Source organism: Pseudomonas sp. Irchel s3b6 (genome assembly GCF_900187415.1).
Lineage (GTDB): Bacteria > Pseudomonadota > Gammaproteobacteria > Pseudomonadales > Pseudomonadaceae > Aquipseudomonas.
Window position 1 is genome coordinate 107,857 of record NZ_FYDM01000005.1, and the last position, 18,778, is coordinate 126,634.

Below are 18,778 nucleotides of genomic sequence, written 5' to 3' on the forward strand. Positions count from 1 at the left end.
AGCTGTATATAAATACAGTAGTCGTAAAAGACAACTAATGTGAAGGCATGTGAGGTGGTAAATGGCCGTCGAAGTGGTATACCGCAGCAGCCGAGATCTGGAGCGCTTGTTCATGGATAAAGCCGAAGCTGACCGTCATGACAAAATGCTCGAACTGGCCGAATTGCTGGCTGAAGTGTTGCAAAAAGCCGTTCCGTCCCTGACCGAACAGCAGGTCGAAGAAGCCGGGATCTACATGGCGAAAAACCGCGATGTGTTTGCCAAGGCGTTCAAGAGCCAGCCGGATGCACTGTCCGAGTTGCTGAGCATGCCGGCTGAAGTAGCTGAAGTAGCCGAAGCGACTGAAGCAGCGGAGCCGGTCAAGCCCGCGAAAGCCGCCAAGCCCGCCAAGTAAGCAACACCCGAATTGAATAGGCCCTGAGTCAAATGGCTCAGGGCCTTTTTCATGCCAACGACAACGCTCGCCTCTCAGGCCGTTAATTGGCGAGAGATGTCTGCTCTTTTGGACTTGTTCCCGGTTCTGTCCATAGCTTGGAGACTGTCGAGTAATGCAGCATGAATACCAACAGGCCCGTACCCCCGCATATCCACCATAAGGTAAAGCCACCATAGGCTCCGTATAACCATGCCCCCACACCAGGACCATAAAGCGAGTGACCTAACCATGCGGCGCTGAATATACCCAGGTATTTGCCGCGTTGACGCCCTTGAGAGCGGTTCATTACCGACAGTGTCCAGACAGGCGTCAACAGCAACTCGGCAGCGGTAATCACCAACATGGTCAATACCGCCCAGATGATATGGCTGCCCATATTCAGAATAAGGAAAGCCCCACCGAGTAGCAAAATACCCAGGCGTGAGGCGATGACGATTCCATGTCGTTCGATCCATCGGCTCACGGGCAACTGCAATACCACTACCAGCAGCGCATTCATGGAAAACAGATAGGCGATCCAATGAGGACCGGCATCAGCGTGCTCACGCAAGAAAATCCCGAATGTGCCATACATCTGATCGAATATGCCCAAGGCCAGCAATTGACCAAGAATGAAGACAAGAAAAAAACCGTCTCTCCAAGGCGAACCCACTGCAAAATCCCCTGTGTCTTTCTGCGTCGCCGCAATGCTCGCAAGCTGCCAGAGTCCTACGGCATGTTTCAGGGCATAGCCGAGCAATAAAAAGCTGCCAAATAAATTCAGCAATCCTTGAAACAGAAACACGTAGCCGTATCCAAAGCCGACCAGTGTTCCGGCCAGCAGACCTGCGAGGGCGACTCCCAGATTGAATACCACTCGATGCAAACCCTGCACGCGCGCTTGTAGCTCTTGCGGACTCCCCTCCATCACCAGGCGCAAGTTGGCTGGACGAAACGCACCGTCAAAAATGCCTACCAAGGGCACCACGATCAGTAACAGTGCAAAGGGTGGGGTCAATGCCAGCGTAACGGCAAAAACACCGCTCAACAGCAAAGAGATCCCGGTCGCCCATTGTGAGTCCAGACGCTCCGATAACGCGCCACCGACATAAGCCCCGAGGATACATCCGCCGCCATAAGCAGCCATGAGCCAAGCGATAGTAGAAAAGTCATACCCATATACCTCGAGGAAGTACAACGGCATAAACAATTTGACGATACCCCCAGCGCTATTCAGCAGCGTCGCCAACAGTTGGAGTTGTACCGATCGAGGCAAAGTTCGAATCATCTTTTTCAATCAGTTAATTAGAGAATAGAGTAGCAATATGTACGGTGTCTTCATGCCTGCTTTTGGACAATCGTACTTTTGCCGTTCTGGCCAGTGACACGGCCAACATCATGGCTTGCTCTGCCGACTCATGAGAGACGATGATCGAACCGATGACCCCTTGATTAGACGCTGCCGGCTCGTACCACTTATTGATTTCGCCAAGAACCTGAACACTCTCCACCCTTGGGCGGCTTCTCATTTCATGTTCATTTTCAAGCCCTAGAAAAAAGCCAGCCTCAGGCATCGTCACACGATGGATCGCAACGCCTCTGTTGACAGAAGGATTCCATTCGATGGATTTGCCTTGAGCCAGCTCAACGATCGCATGAGCCGGGTTTTCACCCGTGGCGAGCTCAATCATGTGGCTCCCCATCTGATCGCCTACCAAACGAGGATTAACTTCCAGAATCTTGACCTCCCCACCAACAATTTTGCAGTCGACGTTAACAGCGCCGACAGCAAAGCCCAGCTGTTTCAAAACCGGAGATATATGCCGAAACAACAACATCGTTTCATCGTCAGAGGATGGGAAACTGGCGCCTATTTTTATAAAGTTTGTTCCATCACCCTTGGTAATTATTTTCCTGAAAGCGCCCATCACAATGAACTTTTTATTGAGCGGCTTCAGGAGATCAAGACAAAACTCCTCTCCACCGACCAAGGCTTCCAGCAACGTACCGTTTTCGAAATCCTGCCCTGAGGCATCTCGCCCCCAGCCTTGACGAGCCTGCAGATAGCTGTCGAGGTCCGCTTGCCCATTGATTTTTTTCACATATAAACTGTCATTGCCATTGACCGGTTTTGCAATAAAAGGGAAACCAACTTCTTGAGCAAATTCCTGAGCCTCTTCCAAGCGACTCACCAGGCGATAGGCGGGATTAAGTGACGGTGCGATACGATTGATGGCTTCGCGCATCTGGAATTTGTTTCTGAATCGCCGCACAACCGAGGGCTCATTGGTCGGCACCCCATAGCGCATGGCCAGTTCTGCAGTTTGTACAACGAAAAAATCGCTAGTCGTAATAATTGCTCTTATTTTCGATTGTTCCGTCAACGCACCAACCGCTTCGACCATTAAGGCAAGGTCGGACGTATCCACCTTCACAATGGCCTGACAATGTTGAGAGATGGCCTGCGGGTAGGCATCCGGTTCGCGGCACAGCAAAATAACGTCATAACCTTGCTGCCGAGCATAACGGCACGCGACTTCACCCGCGCCGGTTTGACTTGCTTCGACAAATATCACACTTCCTGTCATTGCAATCTCCAAACTACTTGGTAGCTAAAAACGTATTGAGAATGGCATCCCAATAACGTTTTGATACGAGCTCACGCAATAGTACACCCAAGGCAAACAACCGGGCGACGTCGGCGCCTTTATCCCTTATTTCAGAAAGCATGATGTTATCAAGCCAACCTTCCGCGTGTTTGACGTCAAGCTCCGAATGATCATAATGATAAGCCAATACATGCTCAGACAAACCCAGTCGCGCGCCACCCTTGGCAATGCTGGAGAACCGTTTTGGCGTCAACGCTTCCAGAAAGCCAAGGTAGCCGGCACAGTAATGGTACAGGCTTCTGAAATGTGCCAGGTACAACATATAGTTACCGCACGCCACGGCTTGCCAAGCAATAGTGCTCTGACGAACTGTGTTGATTTCCAAGGCAGACACCAAACGACCAAACATAGTCAAATGAAACTTGCCAGGATCGCTGCTTCCCAACTCATCCTGGAAATTATCGAAAAACTCAAGTTTCGGGCTGCCTCGAACGCCGACTTGTGCAAGTGCGATAACATCGTCGAAGGAGACATGCACCCCGGCTTCAGTCTGGATAAAGCTTCGGTACTCGGCCAATGACGCATCATGTTCAATATATTCAAACAGTGGGTGAGGAGAATGTTTGTATTGTGCGCATTTTACTTGAAACCACTCTTTGAATTCTCCCTCCGTCGCGGGTAGCTTTTCATCACACAGCGACGCCAGATCACTCTGTAGCTGTGTCTGCATGATACGTTGCTGTATTTTAAACATCAGCGGCGACATCTCGAGCCCATCATCGAGCAAAAGATAACGCCGACGAAGTAACTCGTTAGCCAAAAAATGGACCGAGGCTAAACTTTCCTCGTGCTTTTCGACGAATGCTGAAGTCAACTCACCCTCCAGCAAATCCAACAAGACTTTTTCATCACTTTCAATAGCCGAAGCATCACCGGCCACATACGTTGCCAAGCGTTGCTGTAAATCATCCAGCAGTTTGTTGTTATAACCCCCAGAAAAACCAGCAACCCGGTTAGCCGTTAACTCAACGCTTTCAAAAACTGACATATCCCTGTCTCCAGATAAGGCTCAAATCACTTGGCTATCAAAATCGCTCAAGTAATCGCTCAAGGTGATCACTACCGTACTCACCAGCTTCTGCATTTGTTGAGTACTTTCCTCACCGATGGAAAAACGCAGGAACGGAGGCATATTGTCTGCCATCGCAGCTGCGGCTGACACCCGAGTAATGGCAAATCCAAAACTGACGCCCTTGGTTATAGGGATATGGTTTTCTCGACAACGTTGCAGTAACAGACCAATAAAACCATCAAGACAAGCTCGATTATTTAGACCGGGGGCCTTCATCGAAATGGCAACTACACCTCCTCCATGTTGCCAACCCAGTTCACGCCAGCGCCATGGGTATGCCAGATCAATTCGAGCCATAAGATAGTCGTTATCTTGCAGGCCTTGAGTAAATATCTGAGCGTTTCGGCTCAATAACCGCATTCTGCTCAAATACATCTGTCGGTCATACTCTGGAAATTTCGTCACCGCAGACTGGTACATCACTCCACCGGTATTTCTGCGATGAGTCGCCAAACTGGCGATATGCTTCTTGGTACTGACCACAACGCCCGCCATCTGCATGTCCAGACCGAACTGTAGATATTTGCTGCCACTCTCGTAATAGAGAACGGCCGGGTGGTTTTCGGCAGAAAACATGTCGAAGATTTCAATACCGCCAGAGACCATCGTACCGTCTATCACTAGCCATTTATGCCGCCAGTCGTGTACCGCCATTTTGTTGGCCAGGGCTTTCAAATCCAGGATGTTCATGTCTCCAAGATTGGCCAATGGATCGAGGAATATAACGCTGGCATCCGAGCTGCCGACCAGTTCCACCAGCGCATCAAGCTCCCATGAACTGGAGCGAATCAATTCTATGTGCTGCAGACGCTCCAGCTGCTCCAATGCCTCGAAGTAGATGTAGGGAGAGGTAACTACCTTGGCGCCCGGCTGAAAAACGCTTCCTAACAGAAAGCTTTCAATCACCGTATAGGCGGCCTGACCTGAGGACACCAACAACAAGTCGTTTTTATTACTGTTGAATCCCAGGCTCTGCAAAAGATTGATTTCTACTTCTCGCAGAAGCATGGAGCCGTACCGATCATAGTTTACCGCCGAGCCACTGTTTTCCTGTGGATCGAAGAACATGACGCAACCGCTTTGATCGTTACTGGCGCTGCACCACGCCAGGCTGTTTCGCAAAAAGGAGTACTCTTGAATCATCAGGCGATAGCGATGGCTGGCCGAGGATTGGGATAACCCCTGACCCTTGACTTCATTTAAACGGGCCAACGTAGTGTGGGAACGGCCCAACACATAGTTGATACTGTCCTGCTCAAGTGAAAGCCCCTCGATCATCGCAAATTCTTGATGTCGTTCAACATCGGTAATCAGCCTTTCGAACTTGATCGTCAACTGATTGAGCAAATCGAACCAAAAGTCCTTGCTCTCTGTAACGAGCGCCTCCCGTACAACCTCATAATGTATTGGCAGATTCCTCTGAGTCTCGGCGATCAATTTGGCGGACTGGTGGCCAAGCAACGTGGCAGACGCGCCATCTTTTTCATGGGTTGCCACACACTTCATCAGCGCGGAAGTTGATATATTGCCTCCACTGATGATCACCAACGTGTTGCCTTTAACGACTTGACCTTGCGGATCAGCAAGCAGCGGCGCCAAAGAGATGGCACCGGCGCCCTCGGACAAAACACCTTCATTGTGCAGCAACGCCACAATGGCCCGTTCAATATCCTGCTCCGCAACCGCGATATTCAAAGAAATCAAAGGCAAAATAAAGTCTCGCAATGCAATATCATCTTCACAGTGCTGCACAGCCAAGCCATCAGCGATTGTCGGATAGACTCCTTTCTTCAAGGCGTCTACCGATACGTTGTCCAAGTCCCGGTTGAATATCTTTGGATGCACGGTCAATACACGTGTATGCGGACTTCGGGCTTTGAATACCGCACCTACCCCTGCCAGGAGTCCGCCACCACCGAGAGGAATAATAACGTTATCGAACTCGATAACTGCCTCTTCCAATATCTCGACTCCCAGGCTCCCCTGCCCCTTTATTACATCAGCATTCGAAAATGGAGATATAAATGCACCTCCTTGTTTCTCCGCCTGCTTCCTGGAGATCTCGGAAGCCTCGAACAGATCTTTTCCCGCGGCCTCGACGTGCGCCCCGCTATCAACCAGTCTTCTCAGTTTCAACTCTGATGCGTTGACGGGAACATAGACCGTACAAGCCCGTCCCAAATGCTGGGCCACATAGGAAACTGCCAACCCATGATTGCCGGCAGACGCGGTAAACAGAGGAATATTTGGAGATAACTTCCTGATGGCGTTGTAAGTACCGCGTATCTTGAATGAGTTGGTCAGCTGATTACATTCAAGTTTTGCCCAAACAACACGCGTCGCAGTACTGAGCCAAGAAAGCCTTATCAACGGAGTATGTAAAGCGAGCTCTCTTATAAAAAGTGCATCCTGCTCTACTTCATTGGAGAACTGTTGATATTTATCGCTCGACCGCGCACATATCAGATCATCCATAGCTCATTTCCTTGCAAAGATACACTTAGATACGCCTACTTACTGTCGACTAAAAAACAGTCTCATACAAAACCCGTACGGGACAATACATTTCTACCGCTCACCATTCAGGAATGGTCTTGGACTACGGCAAATATGGCATATTCTTACAGTCTCGACCTACTGTGCAGACTCGATTAATGCAGCGCTAGCGAGTGAAAGTATCGCGATATCAAACAGTGATGATTATTGAGAACCAGCCATATCCCAGACCATTAGCCGCACTACTTTAAACATTATGCAAGGGACAGCATTGATCCTGGGAGACAAACCCGCAAACACGTCTACATTAAAAAGCCACTACCCAAAGCGCAGGGATTCGCTTATCCTTTCGCTGTATATAAATACAGTAGTCGTAAAAGACAACTAATGTGAAGGCATGTGAGGTGGTAAATGGCCGTCGAAGTGGTATACCGCAGCAGCCGAGATCTGGAGCGCTTGTTCATGGATAAAGCCGAAGCTGACCGTCATGACAAAATGCTCGAACTGGCCGAATTGCTGGCTGAAGTATTGCAAAAAGCCGTTCCGTCCCTGACCGAACAGCAGGTCGAAGAAGCCGGGATCTACATGGCGAAAAACCGCGATGTGTTTGCCAAGGCGTTCAAGAGCCAGCCGGATGCCCTGTCCGAATTGCTGAACGTGCCCGCTCCGGCAGTGGAATCGGTTGAGCCTGCCGAACCTGTCGAACCGCCCGCCAAACCGGCCAAGGCCGCCAAAGCCGCGAAGTAAGCAACATCCGAATTGAAAAGGCCCTGGATCACAAGATTCAGGGCCTTTTTCATGCCCGTTTTTGCAGGGCACCGGGGGCAATGGTTAAAACACGAAACTGGTTTCCGGCATTGCCATCAAGGAGTCCGCGCCCGCCAGAATGGCCTCGCGGTGCGCACTGGCCCGGGGTAGAACCCGATCCGTATAGAACGAGGCACTGTGCAGCTTGGCCTGGTAGAACCCGGCCTCGTCAGTGCCCGAAGCCAAGGCCGCCTCGGCCCGGGCCGCCGCCTGCAGCCAGAACCCGGCAATCAGCACATAGGCCGAATACTGCAGGAAGTCCACGGAGCAGGCTCCGATCTCCTGCACATTGCGATTGCTCGCCTCCAGGACATGGGTCGTCAGTTCCCGCCACTCCTGCAGGCGAGCCTGCAGCGGTATCACCAACTGACTCAACCGGCCCTCAAGCGACTGGCGGGTGCACCACTGGCTCAGTTCGTCTTGCAGGAGGCCGAGTTCCTTGCCGCCATCACCCAGCAGTTTTCGGCGAATGAAATCCAGTGCCTGGATGCCGTTAGTCCCTTCATAAATCTGCGTGATGCGGCTGTCGCGCATCAACTGCTCCATGCCCCATTCACGGATAAACCCGTGACCGCCGTAAATCTGCACACCGAGGCTGGCGACTTCCTGGCCCATGTCGGTAAAGAACGACTTCACGATCGGGATCAGTAATGCCGCGCGCTTACTCGCGCTCCCGCGAGCCTCCTGATCCGGGTGAGCATGTTCCAGATCCAGTTGTTGCGCCGTGTAGGCCGACACCATCCGGCAGCCTTCGATCAAAGTTTTCTGGGTCAGCAACATCCGTCGAACATCGGGGTGAACGATGATCGGGTCTGCGGCCTTTTCCGGCGCGGCAGCCCCCTGCAACGCCCGGGATTGCAGCCGTTCTCGGGCATAGCGCACAGAACCCTGGAATGAACATTCGGCAACGCCCAGCCCTTGCAGGCCGACTTGATAGCGCGCGTCGTTCATCATCGTGAACATACAGGCCAATCCCTGGTTCGCCGAGCCGATGATCCAGCCCGTGGCGCCATCAAAGTTCATCACACAGGTCGAGGCGCCCTTGATCCCCATTTTGTGTTCGATGGCACCGCAGCTCAGGCTGTTTTTTCGCCCAGGACGGCCATCGGCATCGGCGATGAATTTGGGCACCAGCAGCAGGCTGATCCCTTTGACGCCGGGCGGGGCATCCGGCAGGCGGGCCAACACCAGGTGCACAATATTCTCGGAAAGGTCCTGCTCACCCCCGCTGATGAAAATCTTGCTGCCGGTGACGGCATAACTACCGTCCGCTTGCGCGATGGCGCGGGTACGCAACAGTGAAAGGTCAGTGCCGGCCTGGGGCTCTGTCAGGCACATGGTCCCGGTCCAGGTGCCGTGCACCATTTTTTCCAGGTAGCTGTTTTTCAGCACCTCATCACCGTGTTTGTACAGCGCCAGCACAGCGCCTTCCGTCAGCCCCGAATACACCCGGAACGACAAGCTGGCGGCCATCAGCATCTCGTGGAAGCTGGCCGACACCATTTGCGGGAATGCCTGGCCACCGTACTCGGCAGGCCCGGTCATGCTGGCCCAGCCGTTATCGACATATTGTTGGTAGGCTTGCGCAAACCCCTTGGGGGTTGTGACCTGCCCATTGACGAGGGTCACGCCTTCTTCGTCGCTATTACGGTTCAGCGGCGCGACCACTTCTGCGGCATAGCGAGCCGCTTCGTCCAGGACGCCGTCAATCAATGAGCGATCAAGACCGTGCCCCAGCAGCTCACAATGGGCACTGACATCAAACAGTTCATGGAGCACGAAACGCATGTCACGCAAAGGTGCTTGGAAGCTCATACACGGCCCTTCTACATCGGCAAGGATTGGTTTCTCCCACCTTGCCGATGAAGTTGCGGACCACCGCAAGCCAAGCCTGACAAAAAATGCTCACTTGATCTGCCATGCAGAAAAAAGACCCCACCTACAGCCTGGGCGCTTAGCGATACAGCAAGCGCTCCGCCAACTCGTCCGCCACCCGTGCCGGTGAGCGTTTTTCCGCCTGGGCGTGGGCAAAGACTTCCGTGAGGCGCGAGCTGATTTTCGAGAGGTGGGCGGTGATCGTCGGCAACTCCTCGCCCTGGTGTTTCAGTGCGACATAAATCAGCCCACCGGAATTGATCACGTAGTCCGGCGCATACAGGATGCCGCGATTCTCCAGTTGGTCCGCCACCTGCAAATTGGTCAGTTGGTTATTGGCCGATCCCGCCACCGCCGCACAGCGCAACTGCGCCACGCTGTGGCTGTTGAGCACTCCGCCCAAGCCGCACGGTGCGAGGATGTCACAAGGCGTGCTGAGCAAGGCATCGTTGGCAATCGGATGGGCCCCCAACAGCTCCATTGCCAGCTGGACTTTTCCCGCATCGATGTCGCTCACCAGCAGTTCGGCGCCCGCCGCGTGCAGCTGCTCGGCAAGGGCAAAGCCGACATTGCCCAGCCCCTGGATCGCCACCCGCAGGCCCTCCAGATTGTCGCTGCCCAGTCGGGCCATGGCGGTGGCACGAATACCGGTGAACACCCCCATGGCCGAATGCGGCGAGGGGTCGCCCGAGGCCGTGGTGCTAGTGACATGCTGGGTTTGCTGGGCAATGCAGTCCATGTCGGCCACCGAGGTGCCGCTGTCGATGGCGGTGATGTAGCGGCCGTCGAGCTGTTCGACGCAACGGCCGAAGGCCTCGAACAGGGCCGCACGGTTCTCGACATGGGGTTGGCGCATGATCACCGCCACACCGCCCCCCAGCGGCAACCCGGCCAGGGCGGCCTTGTAACTCATGCCTTGCGCCAGGCGCACGGCATCGATCACGGCGCTTTCATCGTCGGGATAGGCAAGATAGCGGCAACCGCCCAGAGCGGGCCCCAAACGGCTGCAATGAATGGCGATCACGGCCTTTAACCCAGTGGCCGGGTCAACGCTCAGGTGCAGCGATTCAAGGCGAGTGCTTTGCATGAGAGCGAACATCGTAGGGCTCCCGAATCACTTCCAGTAGTCGCCAGTATAGGCTTGCGGCTAAAAATTGCTGAAGCGCACCGGAATAAGCAGGGTGAGCCATAGAGGCTTTGGGACATATCCCGCGACACCCTGTGCAAGGCACTGGACGAATGCCCGCGACGGGGCTAAAACGAGGCATTCGCCGGAGATTTCGATGAAACCGCGCCAAGCTTTTTTCGCCTGTCTGCAACGCTCGCCACCGGCGCTTTTTGAAGCGGCGCTGTGGATCGCGGCCGAACATGATCCCGAGGTGAAACCCGAGTGGCTGCTGGAGCAGTTCAAGGACGTCGAGCAACGGGTCAGCGCCGGTTTACCAATGTTGCCGGTCAGCGAACTGGGCCAGCCGTTGTTACGGCGGCTCAACGACATGGGCTATCAACAGGACGAATCCTCCCCGCTGCGCCCACAGGCGGCATTGCTGAACAAAGTGCTGGAGCGGCGGCGTGGGCAACCACTGGCGTTGGGCTTGGTTGCCCTGGAGCTGGCTCGGCGGCTGGAGATCCCGATGGTTGGCGTCAACTTCCCCGGGCATTTTCTGTTGCGAGTGCCTGGCGCCGACCATCTGCTTGATCCATGCGGTGGTAGACGCCTGTACCCCAACGATTGCCGCGAGCTACTACAACGTCAGTTCGGCCCGAACATGCCGCTCAACGCCGAGCATCTGCTGACCTGCGAACCGGTACAGATGCTCCAGCGCCTGTCACGCAACCTGCGTCAGTTGCACTTGAGCAATGACGACAACCTTAACGCCCTGATCGACGCCGAGCGGGTGCTGGAACTGGGTAATGCCAGTGCCAGCGACTACCTGGCCCGCGCCAGCCTGTATCAACGTCTGGACTGCCCCAACGCCGAACGCTATGACCTGGAGCACGCCCTGCTGCTGTGCGAAGACCCGATCCAGCGCATTCGCCTGACCGAGCGGCTGGGGCATCTGCCGCCCAACGCTATCGTGCACTGATGCCCGCGATCCTGGCACCCCAGTGTTACTGACAGAGCGCGTTATCGTTCATCGTGAGCAAGCTCGCCCCCAATAGGACTCGGAGCTGTATCCACGGGTGAACGCACCTGAATGATCAACAGCGCGGCAATCACTGCCGGAATCGCACAGAAGAAGAAAATCTGCTCCACGGGAACATGCATCGCCAGCAACATGCTGCCAAACAGCGGGCCAAGAATCGACCCGAAACGCCCGACGCCCAATGCCCAACCGGTGCCAGTGGCTCGAACGTGTGCCGGATAGAAGTTACTGGCAAAGGCATTGAGGGTCAGTTGACCACCAATGATGCAGAAACCCGCCGCGAACACGAAAGCCACCAGGTAGCGTGGATTGTCATGGTTCAGGCCCAGCAGGATGGTGCACACCGCGGCTGCCGCCAGCACACCCGACAACAGACGCACTTTGCGCTTGAGACGGTCGGCGATCCAGGCCATGCAGATTGCACCGACCGTGCCGGCGAACAGGAACATCGACGTCACCAGATTAGCGTCCTTGAGCGTCAGGCCGCTTTCCAGCAGCAATGACGGCAACCAGCTGATCATGAAATACAGCAGGATCAAGCTGACAAAGAATGTCGACCAGATCAGCAACGTAGGCCGTGCGTAACCGTTGCGAAAGAGCTCCACCACTGTCAGTTTGCTGCCCTGCTCCTGCTCATTCTGTTGCACCGAAGCCGCCGGAGGCTGCCAGTTCGGCAGCATGCGGGCGGTGACTTTGCGCAGTCGCGCATAAGGCGGCTGATCACGCAGCAAGCGCGGCAGGGATTCAGGGAGAAACCAGAACAGGAAAGGGAACAGCAGCAAAGGCGCGACACCTCCCGCCAGGAACACCGCCTGCCAACCGAAACTGTCGATGAAACCGGCCGCCACAAAGCCACCCGCAGCGCCGCCAAACGAAAAGCCGCATGCTGCAAGCGTGACCATCAGCGTGCGCAGGCGGGGGGGTGAGTACTCGGACATCAGCGCCATGGCACTGGGCATCGCCCCGCCCATGCCTATGCCGCAAATGAACCGTGCAACCATCAAGGTGTTCAAAGAGTCGACGAAGACCATCAACACCGTGAGGCTGGCGTAGATCAACACACAGCACAGCAGAATTCGCCGCACACCGAAGCGGTCAGCCAAGGGGGTGACCGCCAGCGAGCCCAGGGTAAGACCCAGCAGGTTGGCACTGAACACCGGGCCGAACGCCGCTTTTTCCAGCCCCCAATCCTGCGCGAGCGCAGGCACTACATAACCCAGGACCTGTGCGTCGTAGCCGTCAGTCACCAGCAACAACGCGAGAAGCAACAAGAGCAACCACTGATAACGCGACACCGGACGGGCGTCGAGCGCCGACCGAAAGCTGGCAATCTGATTATGCATCGCAAGGTACCTTTATTATTTTTTGGTTATGCCGGGGGGGATTCCACATCTCTTGCAGGAGCGGGCTTGCCCGCGATGAATGATGAAGTGGTGCAAGCAACACACCGCGCTGTTCCTGTGGGGACGAACTGGGCACCGCCCGGCCCGCCCCCACAGGGCTGGCATTACGCCGGGGTATCGGGTTGATTCGCCGGATGAGCCTTGATGAAGGCCGGGTGTTGCGCCGCCAGGGCCGCCACTCGACGAATCCGGGGGAAAGCCTCAAGGGCGATGTTGAAACGCTCCGCCGCATACAGCTGTGGAATCAGGTAGACATCCGCCACCCCCGGTGCACTGCTGAAACAGTAACCCTCATCGCCGATCAACTGCTCGACCACCGCCAGTCCCTGAGTGATCCAGTGACCGATCCACTGCACCACCTGCGGCTCGTCATGCCCCAGCTGGCGCAGTTGATTGAGCACACTGACGTTGTGCAGCGGATGAATATCGCAACCGATCAACGCCGCCACCGAGCGTTCGTGCGCGCGCTTGGCCAGGTCGCTGGACAGCAGCGGCACCTGGGGGTAACGCTCCTCCAGGTACTCGATGATCGCCGGTGACTGGATCAGCAATTCGCCTTCGTCCGTGCGCAAGGCCGGCACCCGGCCTTGCGGGTTGATCTGCAAGTAGGCCGGCTGCCGGTGTTCGCCCCCTTGCGGCGCGATCAGGTTGACCGGCAGTGCCTGGTAATCCAGCCCTTTGAGCGCCAGGGCAATGCGCACCCGAAAGGATGAGGTCGAACGGTAGTAAGTAAAGAGTTCCATGGCCTGAACCTCTTAGCGTGCCGGCAGGATCTTGCCACGGCATTCGCCGAAGCCGATGGACGCGAAACCGTCACGGCTGCAACGGGCGCGCAGGATGATTTCGTCGCCGTCTTCAAGGAACTTGCGCACCTCGCCGGACGCCAGCTCGATCGGTTTTTTACCACCCTCGGTGATTTCCAGCAGGCTGCCGAACTGACCGTTTTCCGGGCCCGACAAGGTACCCGAGCCGAACAGGTCGCCGGCCTGCAACTGGCAGCCGTTGACGCTGTGGTGCGCAACCATTTGGGCGACGGTCCAGTACATGTGCTGGGTGTTGCTCAAGGTCAGGCGATGGGCCGGCAGATGCTGTTCACGCATGGTTTCGGTGAGCAGCAGCACTTCCAGCTCGATATCAAAGCCCCCTGCGGCCTGATCGCGCTTGTCGAACAGGTACGGCAGTGGCTGCGGATCACCTTCCGGGCGCGCCGGCTGGGCACAGCGGAATGGCTCCAGCGCTTCGGCGGTCACCACCCACGGCGAGATGCTGGTGATGAAGCTTTTCGACAGGAACGGGCCCAATGGCTGGTATTCCCAGGCCTGGATATCCCGGGCCGACCAGTCATTGAGCAGGCAGAAGCCGGCGATGTGTTCGGCGGCGTCACCGATGGCAATCGAATCACCCATCTCGTTACCCTGGCCGATCCAGATCCCCAGCTCCAGTTCGTAGTCCAGGCGTGCGCACGGGCCGAAAGTCGGCTCGGTCTGGCCGGCGGGCAGGGTCTGCCCTTTCGGGCGACGGACGTCGGTGCCGGAAGGACGGATGGTCGAGGCGCGGCCGTGATAACCGATCGGCACATACTTGTAGTTCGGCAGCAGCGGGTTGTCCGGACGGAACAGTTTACCAACGTTCTGTGCGTGCTCGATGCCGACATAAAAGTCGGTGTAGTCATTGATTTTCGCCGGCAGGTGCATCTGGCAATCGGCCGCCAGTGGCAGCAGTTTCGCGCCCTGGGCTTCGATCTTGCCGTGCAGGGTGCTGCCTTCGGCAAACAGTTCCAGCAGGCGCTCACGCAGGGCAACCCGCGCACCGCGACCGAGGTCGAAGAATGCGTTCAACTGGCCGCCACGGGTGGCTTCGACGGCCGTGCGTGCAGCACCGTCAAACAGGCCCGCCTCGAGTGCCGCTTCCAGGTCAAAAATGTGCTCACCGATGGCCACGCCGCTGCGCGGCGCCGAACCCTGAGTGCTGAACACGCCCAGTGGCAGGTTCTGCAACGGGAAATCAGCGTGGCCATTGGCGGAGGCAACCCAGCTACGAGTGGGGGTGGTCTGGGTCATGGGTTATCTCCGATTCGGGTTGAAAGTGACGGGCAGCGAAGCCCAGCAAGCATCATAGGTGTTTTGCAGTTGCGGGCAGTCGAGTGCGAAACGGCTTGGACGCAATACCTGGCTGGTCTCGAACATGAACGCCATGGTGTTGTCGATCTTGCTCGGTGTCAGATCGACATTGATCGCCTTGGTGCAGGTCTCGCCATCCGGTCCGTGAGCGCTCATGCAACTGTGCAACGACGCGCCGCCAGGCAGAAAGCCTTCAGCCTTGGCGTCGTAGGCCCCCTGGATCAGGCCCATGAATTCGTTCATCAGGTTGCGATGGAACCAAGGCGGACGGAAGGTGTTCTCGGCGACCATCCAGCGTGGCGGGAAGATCACGAAGTCGAGGTTGGCCAGGCCATGAACGCTGGTGGGCGACGTCAGAACGGTGAAGATCGATGGGTCCGGATGGTCGAAGCTCACGGTGCCGATGGTGTTGAAACGACGCAGGTCGTATTTGTACGGGACGTTGTTACCGTGCCAGGCCACGACGTTGAGCGGCGAATGGTCCAGCTCGCACCCCCACAGTTCACCGAGGAATTTCTGTACCAGGGTGGTCGGCTGCCTGAGATCTTCGTAGTGCGCGACCGGGGTCAGGAAGTCCCGAGGGTTGGCCAGGCCGTTGCTGCCAATCGGCCCCAGGTCCGGCAGACGCAGCGGCGCGCCATGGTTCTCGGCCAGGTAGCCACGTGCTTGCGGGTCGAGCAGTTCGATACGGAATTTCAGGCCACGCGGCAGTACCGCTATTTCCAGCGGCTCCAGTTCCAGCACGCCCAGCTCGGTGACAATACGCAAACGGCCCAGCTCCGGCACCAGCAACCATTCGCCATCGGCATTGAAGAACACCCGCTCCATGGAGCGATTGGCGCGGTAATGGTAAATGCTGATGCCAGACGGCTTTTCCGAACCCGAGTTGGCGGCCATGCTCACCAGGCCGTCGATGAAATCAGTCGGCTCGGTGGGGATGTCCAACGGGTTCCAGCGCAGGCGGTTGGGCGTCACTTCGCCCAGCGGACCACCGGCCAGTTGCCGCTCCAGCTTGACGAACGCCGGGTGGTTGGCCGACGGCTGAATACGGTACATCCAAGTGCGCCGCGCTTCGCTGCGAACCATGGTGAATGCGGTGCCGGAGAACAGTTCGGTGTAGAGGCCGTAAGGGGCTTTTTGCGGAGAGTTCTGGCCGACAGGCAATGCGCCTGGCAGCGCTTCACTGCTGAATTCGTTGCCGAAGCCTGACTGATAAGCCAGCGCCGGCGCCGTTGAATCGAGGTTCATGGAGCCTCCTGAACAGGGAGTAGGCCGTGGCCATGGCTCCTTCTCAGAGTCTCGGCACGCCCAGGTTATTTTTATCGTAATTCGATTACGCATAACGTAATTTGATTGGTATTGACCGTCAAGCTATAAAGACGCCCATTCATCTCCAGATATGACTGAACCATGGAAAAGCCGCGCGCAACCAGCGACAGCAACGGTAAACAGAAAGTCCGCTCGGCCGAGGTCGGCACCGATATCCTCAAGGCATTGGCCGAGTTGTCGCCGTCGACGTCGTTGTCGCGCCTGGCCGAACATGTGCAGATGCCGGCAAGCAAGGTTCACCGCTATCTGCAGGCGCTGATCGCCAGCGGTTTTGCCGAGCAGAACACGACGACCAACCACTACGGTCTGGGCCGAGAAGCCTTGCGCGTTGGCCTGGCGGCCCTGAACAGTATGGACGTGCTGAAAGTCGCCGCCCTGCCTCTCAGCGAGTTACGCGACGAGCTGAATGAAACCTGTTTCCTGGCGGTGTGGGGCAATCAGGGGGCAACCGTGGTGCACATCGAGCCTGCGGTGCGTGCAGTGACGGTGGTGACCCAGTTGGGCTCGGTGTTGCCGCTGCTCAGTTCGTCCACCGGCCTGGTGTTCGGCGCGTACTTGCCGCATCGGGAAACCGCCGAGTTGCGAGAGCAGGAAGTCCAGGCCGCAGAGGCTCACCCCTTGGCCGATGAACAGGCCTACCGCACCTTGTGCGAACAAATTCGCCAACGCGGCCTGCACCATGTGCATGGTTTGCTGATGCCAGGCGTCGATGCGCTCTCGGCACCGGTGTTCAATGCAGTTGGGCAGATTGCCGCCGTGCTGACCATCGTCGGCCCGACGTCCTTGTTCCACGCCGACGAAAACGGTCCGGCGGCGCAGCGCCTGTTGGCGGCAACCCGGGCCGTGAGCTGGCGCATGGGGCATGAACCAGCCACTGCCTGGACCTGAGCACTGCACTGCGGGGAAAAAACATCGACTTGGCCTTGGCCGCCGCCTGGGTTCGACGTTCAGCCGTACGCTTTCCGAGAATGAGCCCCCTTGAGAGACAGGGACTTTGCGCCAGCCACGGACGGGCTGGATGACGGGGTATCAGCCACGCTCACGATACAAGCGAACCAGGGTCAAGATCGTGACTGTTGCCAAAGACGTAACAGTGCATGTCCCGAATAGCTATTTTTCCGATGCGAAGATAAACTTATTATTGTCTGGCTTTCACGACAAACACCCTGACTATGCAAAGGCACTCAAGTGTGGATCGTCCACTTGCCCTGCCAAAAAGTTCAGATGAGTTGAAACCTCCCCTTCAATTCATCGCCCGCTGTTCACTGACGTAGATTTGTAGCTCCTTGATCTAACGTCTTACCTTGGCCGCTGCGCTTGCAGCGGCCTTTTTTATGTGTCAGGTTTTTACTCGCTACGAACTTGCACTACAAAACCAACGATACAAAGCCAGACAACACTGGCGCCCTCTCCTACACGAGCATCAGATAAGCGCCACACAACTACCAACACCTCGCTGATAGGCTGATTTTAACTGGCGGTAAACGCCAACCAAAATACGTCTATCGCAGAGTTATCAATCATGTTCCCCATCAATACCCAATACCGTTCAACCAAAGGTTACAACAGTCGAATTCGCTTTCTGATTCTTCACTACACTGCCGGTAACTTCTCAAGTTCGATCGCAGCACTGACCGGTCCCAACGTCAGCGCTCATTACCTGATCCCCGACGTGACCGACCCCTCCTACGCCAAGGCCGGGTTCACGGATCAGCGGGTTTTCAGTCTTGTCGATGAACAGCAACGGGCATGGCACGCCGGAGTCAGCCAGTGGGACAATCGCAGCAATCTCAATGACACCTCGATCGCTATCGAGGTGGTCAACCTGGCGAGTGACAACCAGGGACGATTCGACTTTCCGCCTTACCACCCTCTGCAAGTCGCCGCGATTGAGCAACTGGCACTGGACATACTCAAGCGCTACCCGGACATCAGTGCGCGTAATGTCCTGGGCCACTCTGACATCTCCATTGGCCGCAAGAGCGACCCTGGCCCGGCTTTTCCATGGCATGCGCTGTACTTGAAGGGTATTGGTGCCTGGTTTGACAATGGCTGCCGCGATAGCTATCTACGGCAATACAAGGAATCGGGCGTGCCGGATCGAGCAGCGCTGCTCAAACTGTTCAAGACCTACGGCTATGACACCTCGGGGGCTTCGAGTGAGTCCGGATACAGGCAACTGGTGCGGGCGTTTCAGCTGCACTTTCGTCCCGAGAGTTACGACGGGGTAATGGATGTGCAGACGGCGGCGAATTTGGCGGCACTGGTAAATAAATACGTCCCTTAAAGACCGTACGCTACACCTTGTATATTTTATCTTCCTATTCAGCCGCTGCATTTACAGCGGCTTTTTTATGCTTCGCTCTCAGACTCCAGAAAAAAAGCCGGAAACTTCCTATGTGCAACAGGGAGAACACACCACCAAAAACCAGATACTTGCTAACA

Annotated in this window: 13 protein-coding genes and 2 pseudogenes; 5 read left to right on the forward strand and 10 right to left on the reverse strand. The window is 56.2% G+C overall.

The window, feature by feature from the left end; all coding sequences use genetic code 11:
* Nucleotides 1–61: 61 nt before the first annotated feature.
* Nucleotides 62–301 (forward strand): annotated as a pseudogene (locus tag CKW07_RS11085) (YebG family protein); the annotation flags it as partial.
* A 175-nt stretch (nucleotides 302–476) separates the two neighbouring features.
* On the opposite strand, the gene CKW07_RS11090 reads toward CKW07_RS11085, so the two are convergent.
* The 4 genes from CKW07_RS11090 to CKW07_RS11105 are packed head-to-tail and all read right to left on the reverse strand — an operon-like array spanning nucleotide 477 to nucleotide 6,631.
* Nucleotides 477–1,703 carry an MFS transporter gene (locus tag CKW07_RS11090; RefSeq protein ID WP_095144940.1) on the reverse strand — a complete coding sequence of 409 codons (1,227 nt, stop codon included), beginning with the start codon at nucleotides 1,701–1,703 and terminating at the stop codon, nucleotides 477–479.
* Nucleotides 1,704–1,716: 13 nt separating this feature from the next.
* A complete protein-coding gene (locus tag CKW07_RS11095; RefSeq protein ID WP_095144941.1) occupies nucleotides 1,717–3,003 on the reverse strand; it encodes an ATP-grasp domain-containing protein in 1,287 nt (428 codons plus the stop codon).
* Between the two features lie 13 nt (nucleotides 3,004–3,016).
* Complete coding sequence (locus CKW07_RS11100) at nucleotides 3,017–4,072, reverse strand: iron-containing redox enzyme family protein (protein ID WP_095144942.1); 1,056 nt, start codon at nucleotides 4,070–4,072, stop codon at nucleotides 3,017–3,019.
* Between the two features lie 21 nt (nucleotides 4,073–4,093).
* Nucleotides 4,094–6,631, reverse strand: a complete 2,538-nt coding sequence (locus CKW07_RS11105; protein WP_095144943.1) for a pyridoxal-phosphate dependent enzyme — start codon at nucleotides 6,629–6,631, stop codon at nucleotides 4,094–4,096.
* Between the two features lie 432 nt (nucleotides 6,632–7,063).
* Between CKW07_RS11105 and CKW07_RS11110 the strand changes: the two are divergent.
* Nucleotides 7,064–7,303 (forward strand): annotated as a pseudogene (locus CKW07_RS11110) (YebG family protein); the annotation flags it as partial.
* A gap of 180 nt (nucleotides 7,304–7,483) precedes the next feature.
* On the opposite strand, the gene CKW07_RS11115 reads toward CKW07_RS11110, so the two are convergent.
* Both CKW07_RS11115 and CKW07_RS11120 read right to left on the reverse strand, forming a co-directional pair.
* A complete protein-coding gene (locus CKW07_RS11115) occupies nucleotides 7,484–9,274 on the reverse strand; it encodes an acyl-CoA dehydrogenase C-terminal domain-containing protein (protein WP_095144945.1) in 1,791 nt (596 codons plus the stop codon).
* 139 nt (nucleotides 9,275–9,413) lie between these two features.
* On the reverse strand, nucleotides 9,414–10,433 hold the full coding sequence (locus tag CKW07_RS11120; protein WP_095077742.1) for a Glu/Leu/Phe/Val dehydrogenase dimerization domain-containing protein: 1,020 nt from the start codon (nucleotides 10,431–10,433) through the stop codon (nucleotides 9,414–9,416).
* 184 nt (nucleotides 10,434–10,617) lie between these two features.
* On the opposite strand from CKW07_RS11120, the gene CKW07_RS11125 reads away from it, so the two are divergent.
* On the forward strand, nucleotides 10,618–11,421 hold the full coding sequence (locus CKW07_RS11125; protein ID WP_095144946.1) for a SirB1 family protein: 804 nt from the start codon (nucleotides 10,618–10,620) through the stop codon (nucleotides 11,419–11,421).
* A 41-nt stretch (nucleotides 11,422–11,462) separates the two neighbouring features.
* Here CKW07_RS11125 and CKW07_RS11130 read toward each other — a convergent pair whose 3' ends face one another.
* The 4 genes from CKW07_RS11130 to hmgA all read right to left on the reverse strand — a co-directional run bounded on the left by CKW07_RS11130 (nucleotide 11,463) and on the right by hmgA (nucleotide 16,252).
* Entirely contained in the window at nucleotides 11,463–12,824 is a 1,362-nt protein-coding gene (locus CKW07_RS11130; protein ID WP_095144947.1) for an aromatic acid/H+ symport family MFS transporter, read from the reverse strand.
* A gap of 164 nt (nucleotides 12,825–12,988) precedes the next feature.
* Nucleotides 12,989–13,627 (reverse strand): maleylacetoacetate isomerase, encoded by a 639-nt coding sequence (maiA, locus tag CKW07_RS11135; RefSeq protein ID WP_095144948.1) that lies wholly within the window; start codon nucleotides 13,625–13,627, stop codon nucleotides 12,989–12,991.
* A 12-nt stretch (nucleotides 13,628–13,639) separates the two neighbouring features.
* Nucleotides 13,640–14,944 carry a fumarylacetoacetase gene (gene fahA, locus CKW07_RS11140; RefSeq protein WP_095144949.1) on the reverse strand — a complete coding sequence of 435 codons (1,305 nt, stop codon included), beginning with the start codon at nucleotides 14,942–14,944 and terminating at the stop codon, nucleotides 13,640–13,642.
* Between the two features lie 3 nt (nucleotides 14,945–14,947).
* Complete coding sequence (gene hmgA / locus CKW07_RS11145) at nucleotides 14,948–16,252, reverse strand: homogentisate 1,2-dioxygenase (protein WP_095144950.1); 1,305 nt, start codon at nucleotides 16,250–16,252, stop codon at nucleotides 14,948–14,950.
* Between the two features lie 162 nt (nucleotides 16,253–16,414).
* Between hmgA and CKW07_RS11150 the strand changes: the two genes are divergently transcribed.
* On the forward strand, nucleotides 16,415–17,221 hold the full coding sequence (locus tag CKW07_RS11150) for an IclR family transcriptional regulator (RefSeq protein ID WP_095144951.1): 807 nt from the start codon (nucleotides 16,415–16,417) through the stop codon (nucleotides 17,219–17,221).
* A gap of 634 nt (nucleotides 17,222–17,855) precedes the next feature.
* Entirely contained in the window at nucleotides 17,856–18,620 is a 765-nt protein-coding gene (locus CKW07_RS11155; protein ID WP_095144952.1) for an N-acetylmuramoyl-L-alanine amidase, read from the forward strand.
* The last annotated feature ends 158 nt before the right edge of the window (nucleotides 18,621–18,778 follow it).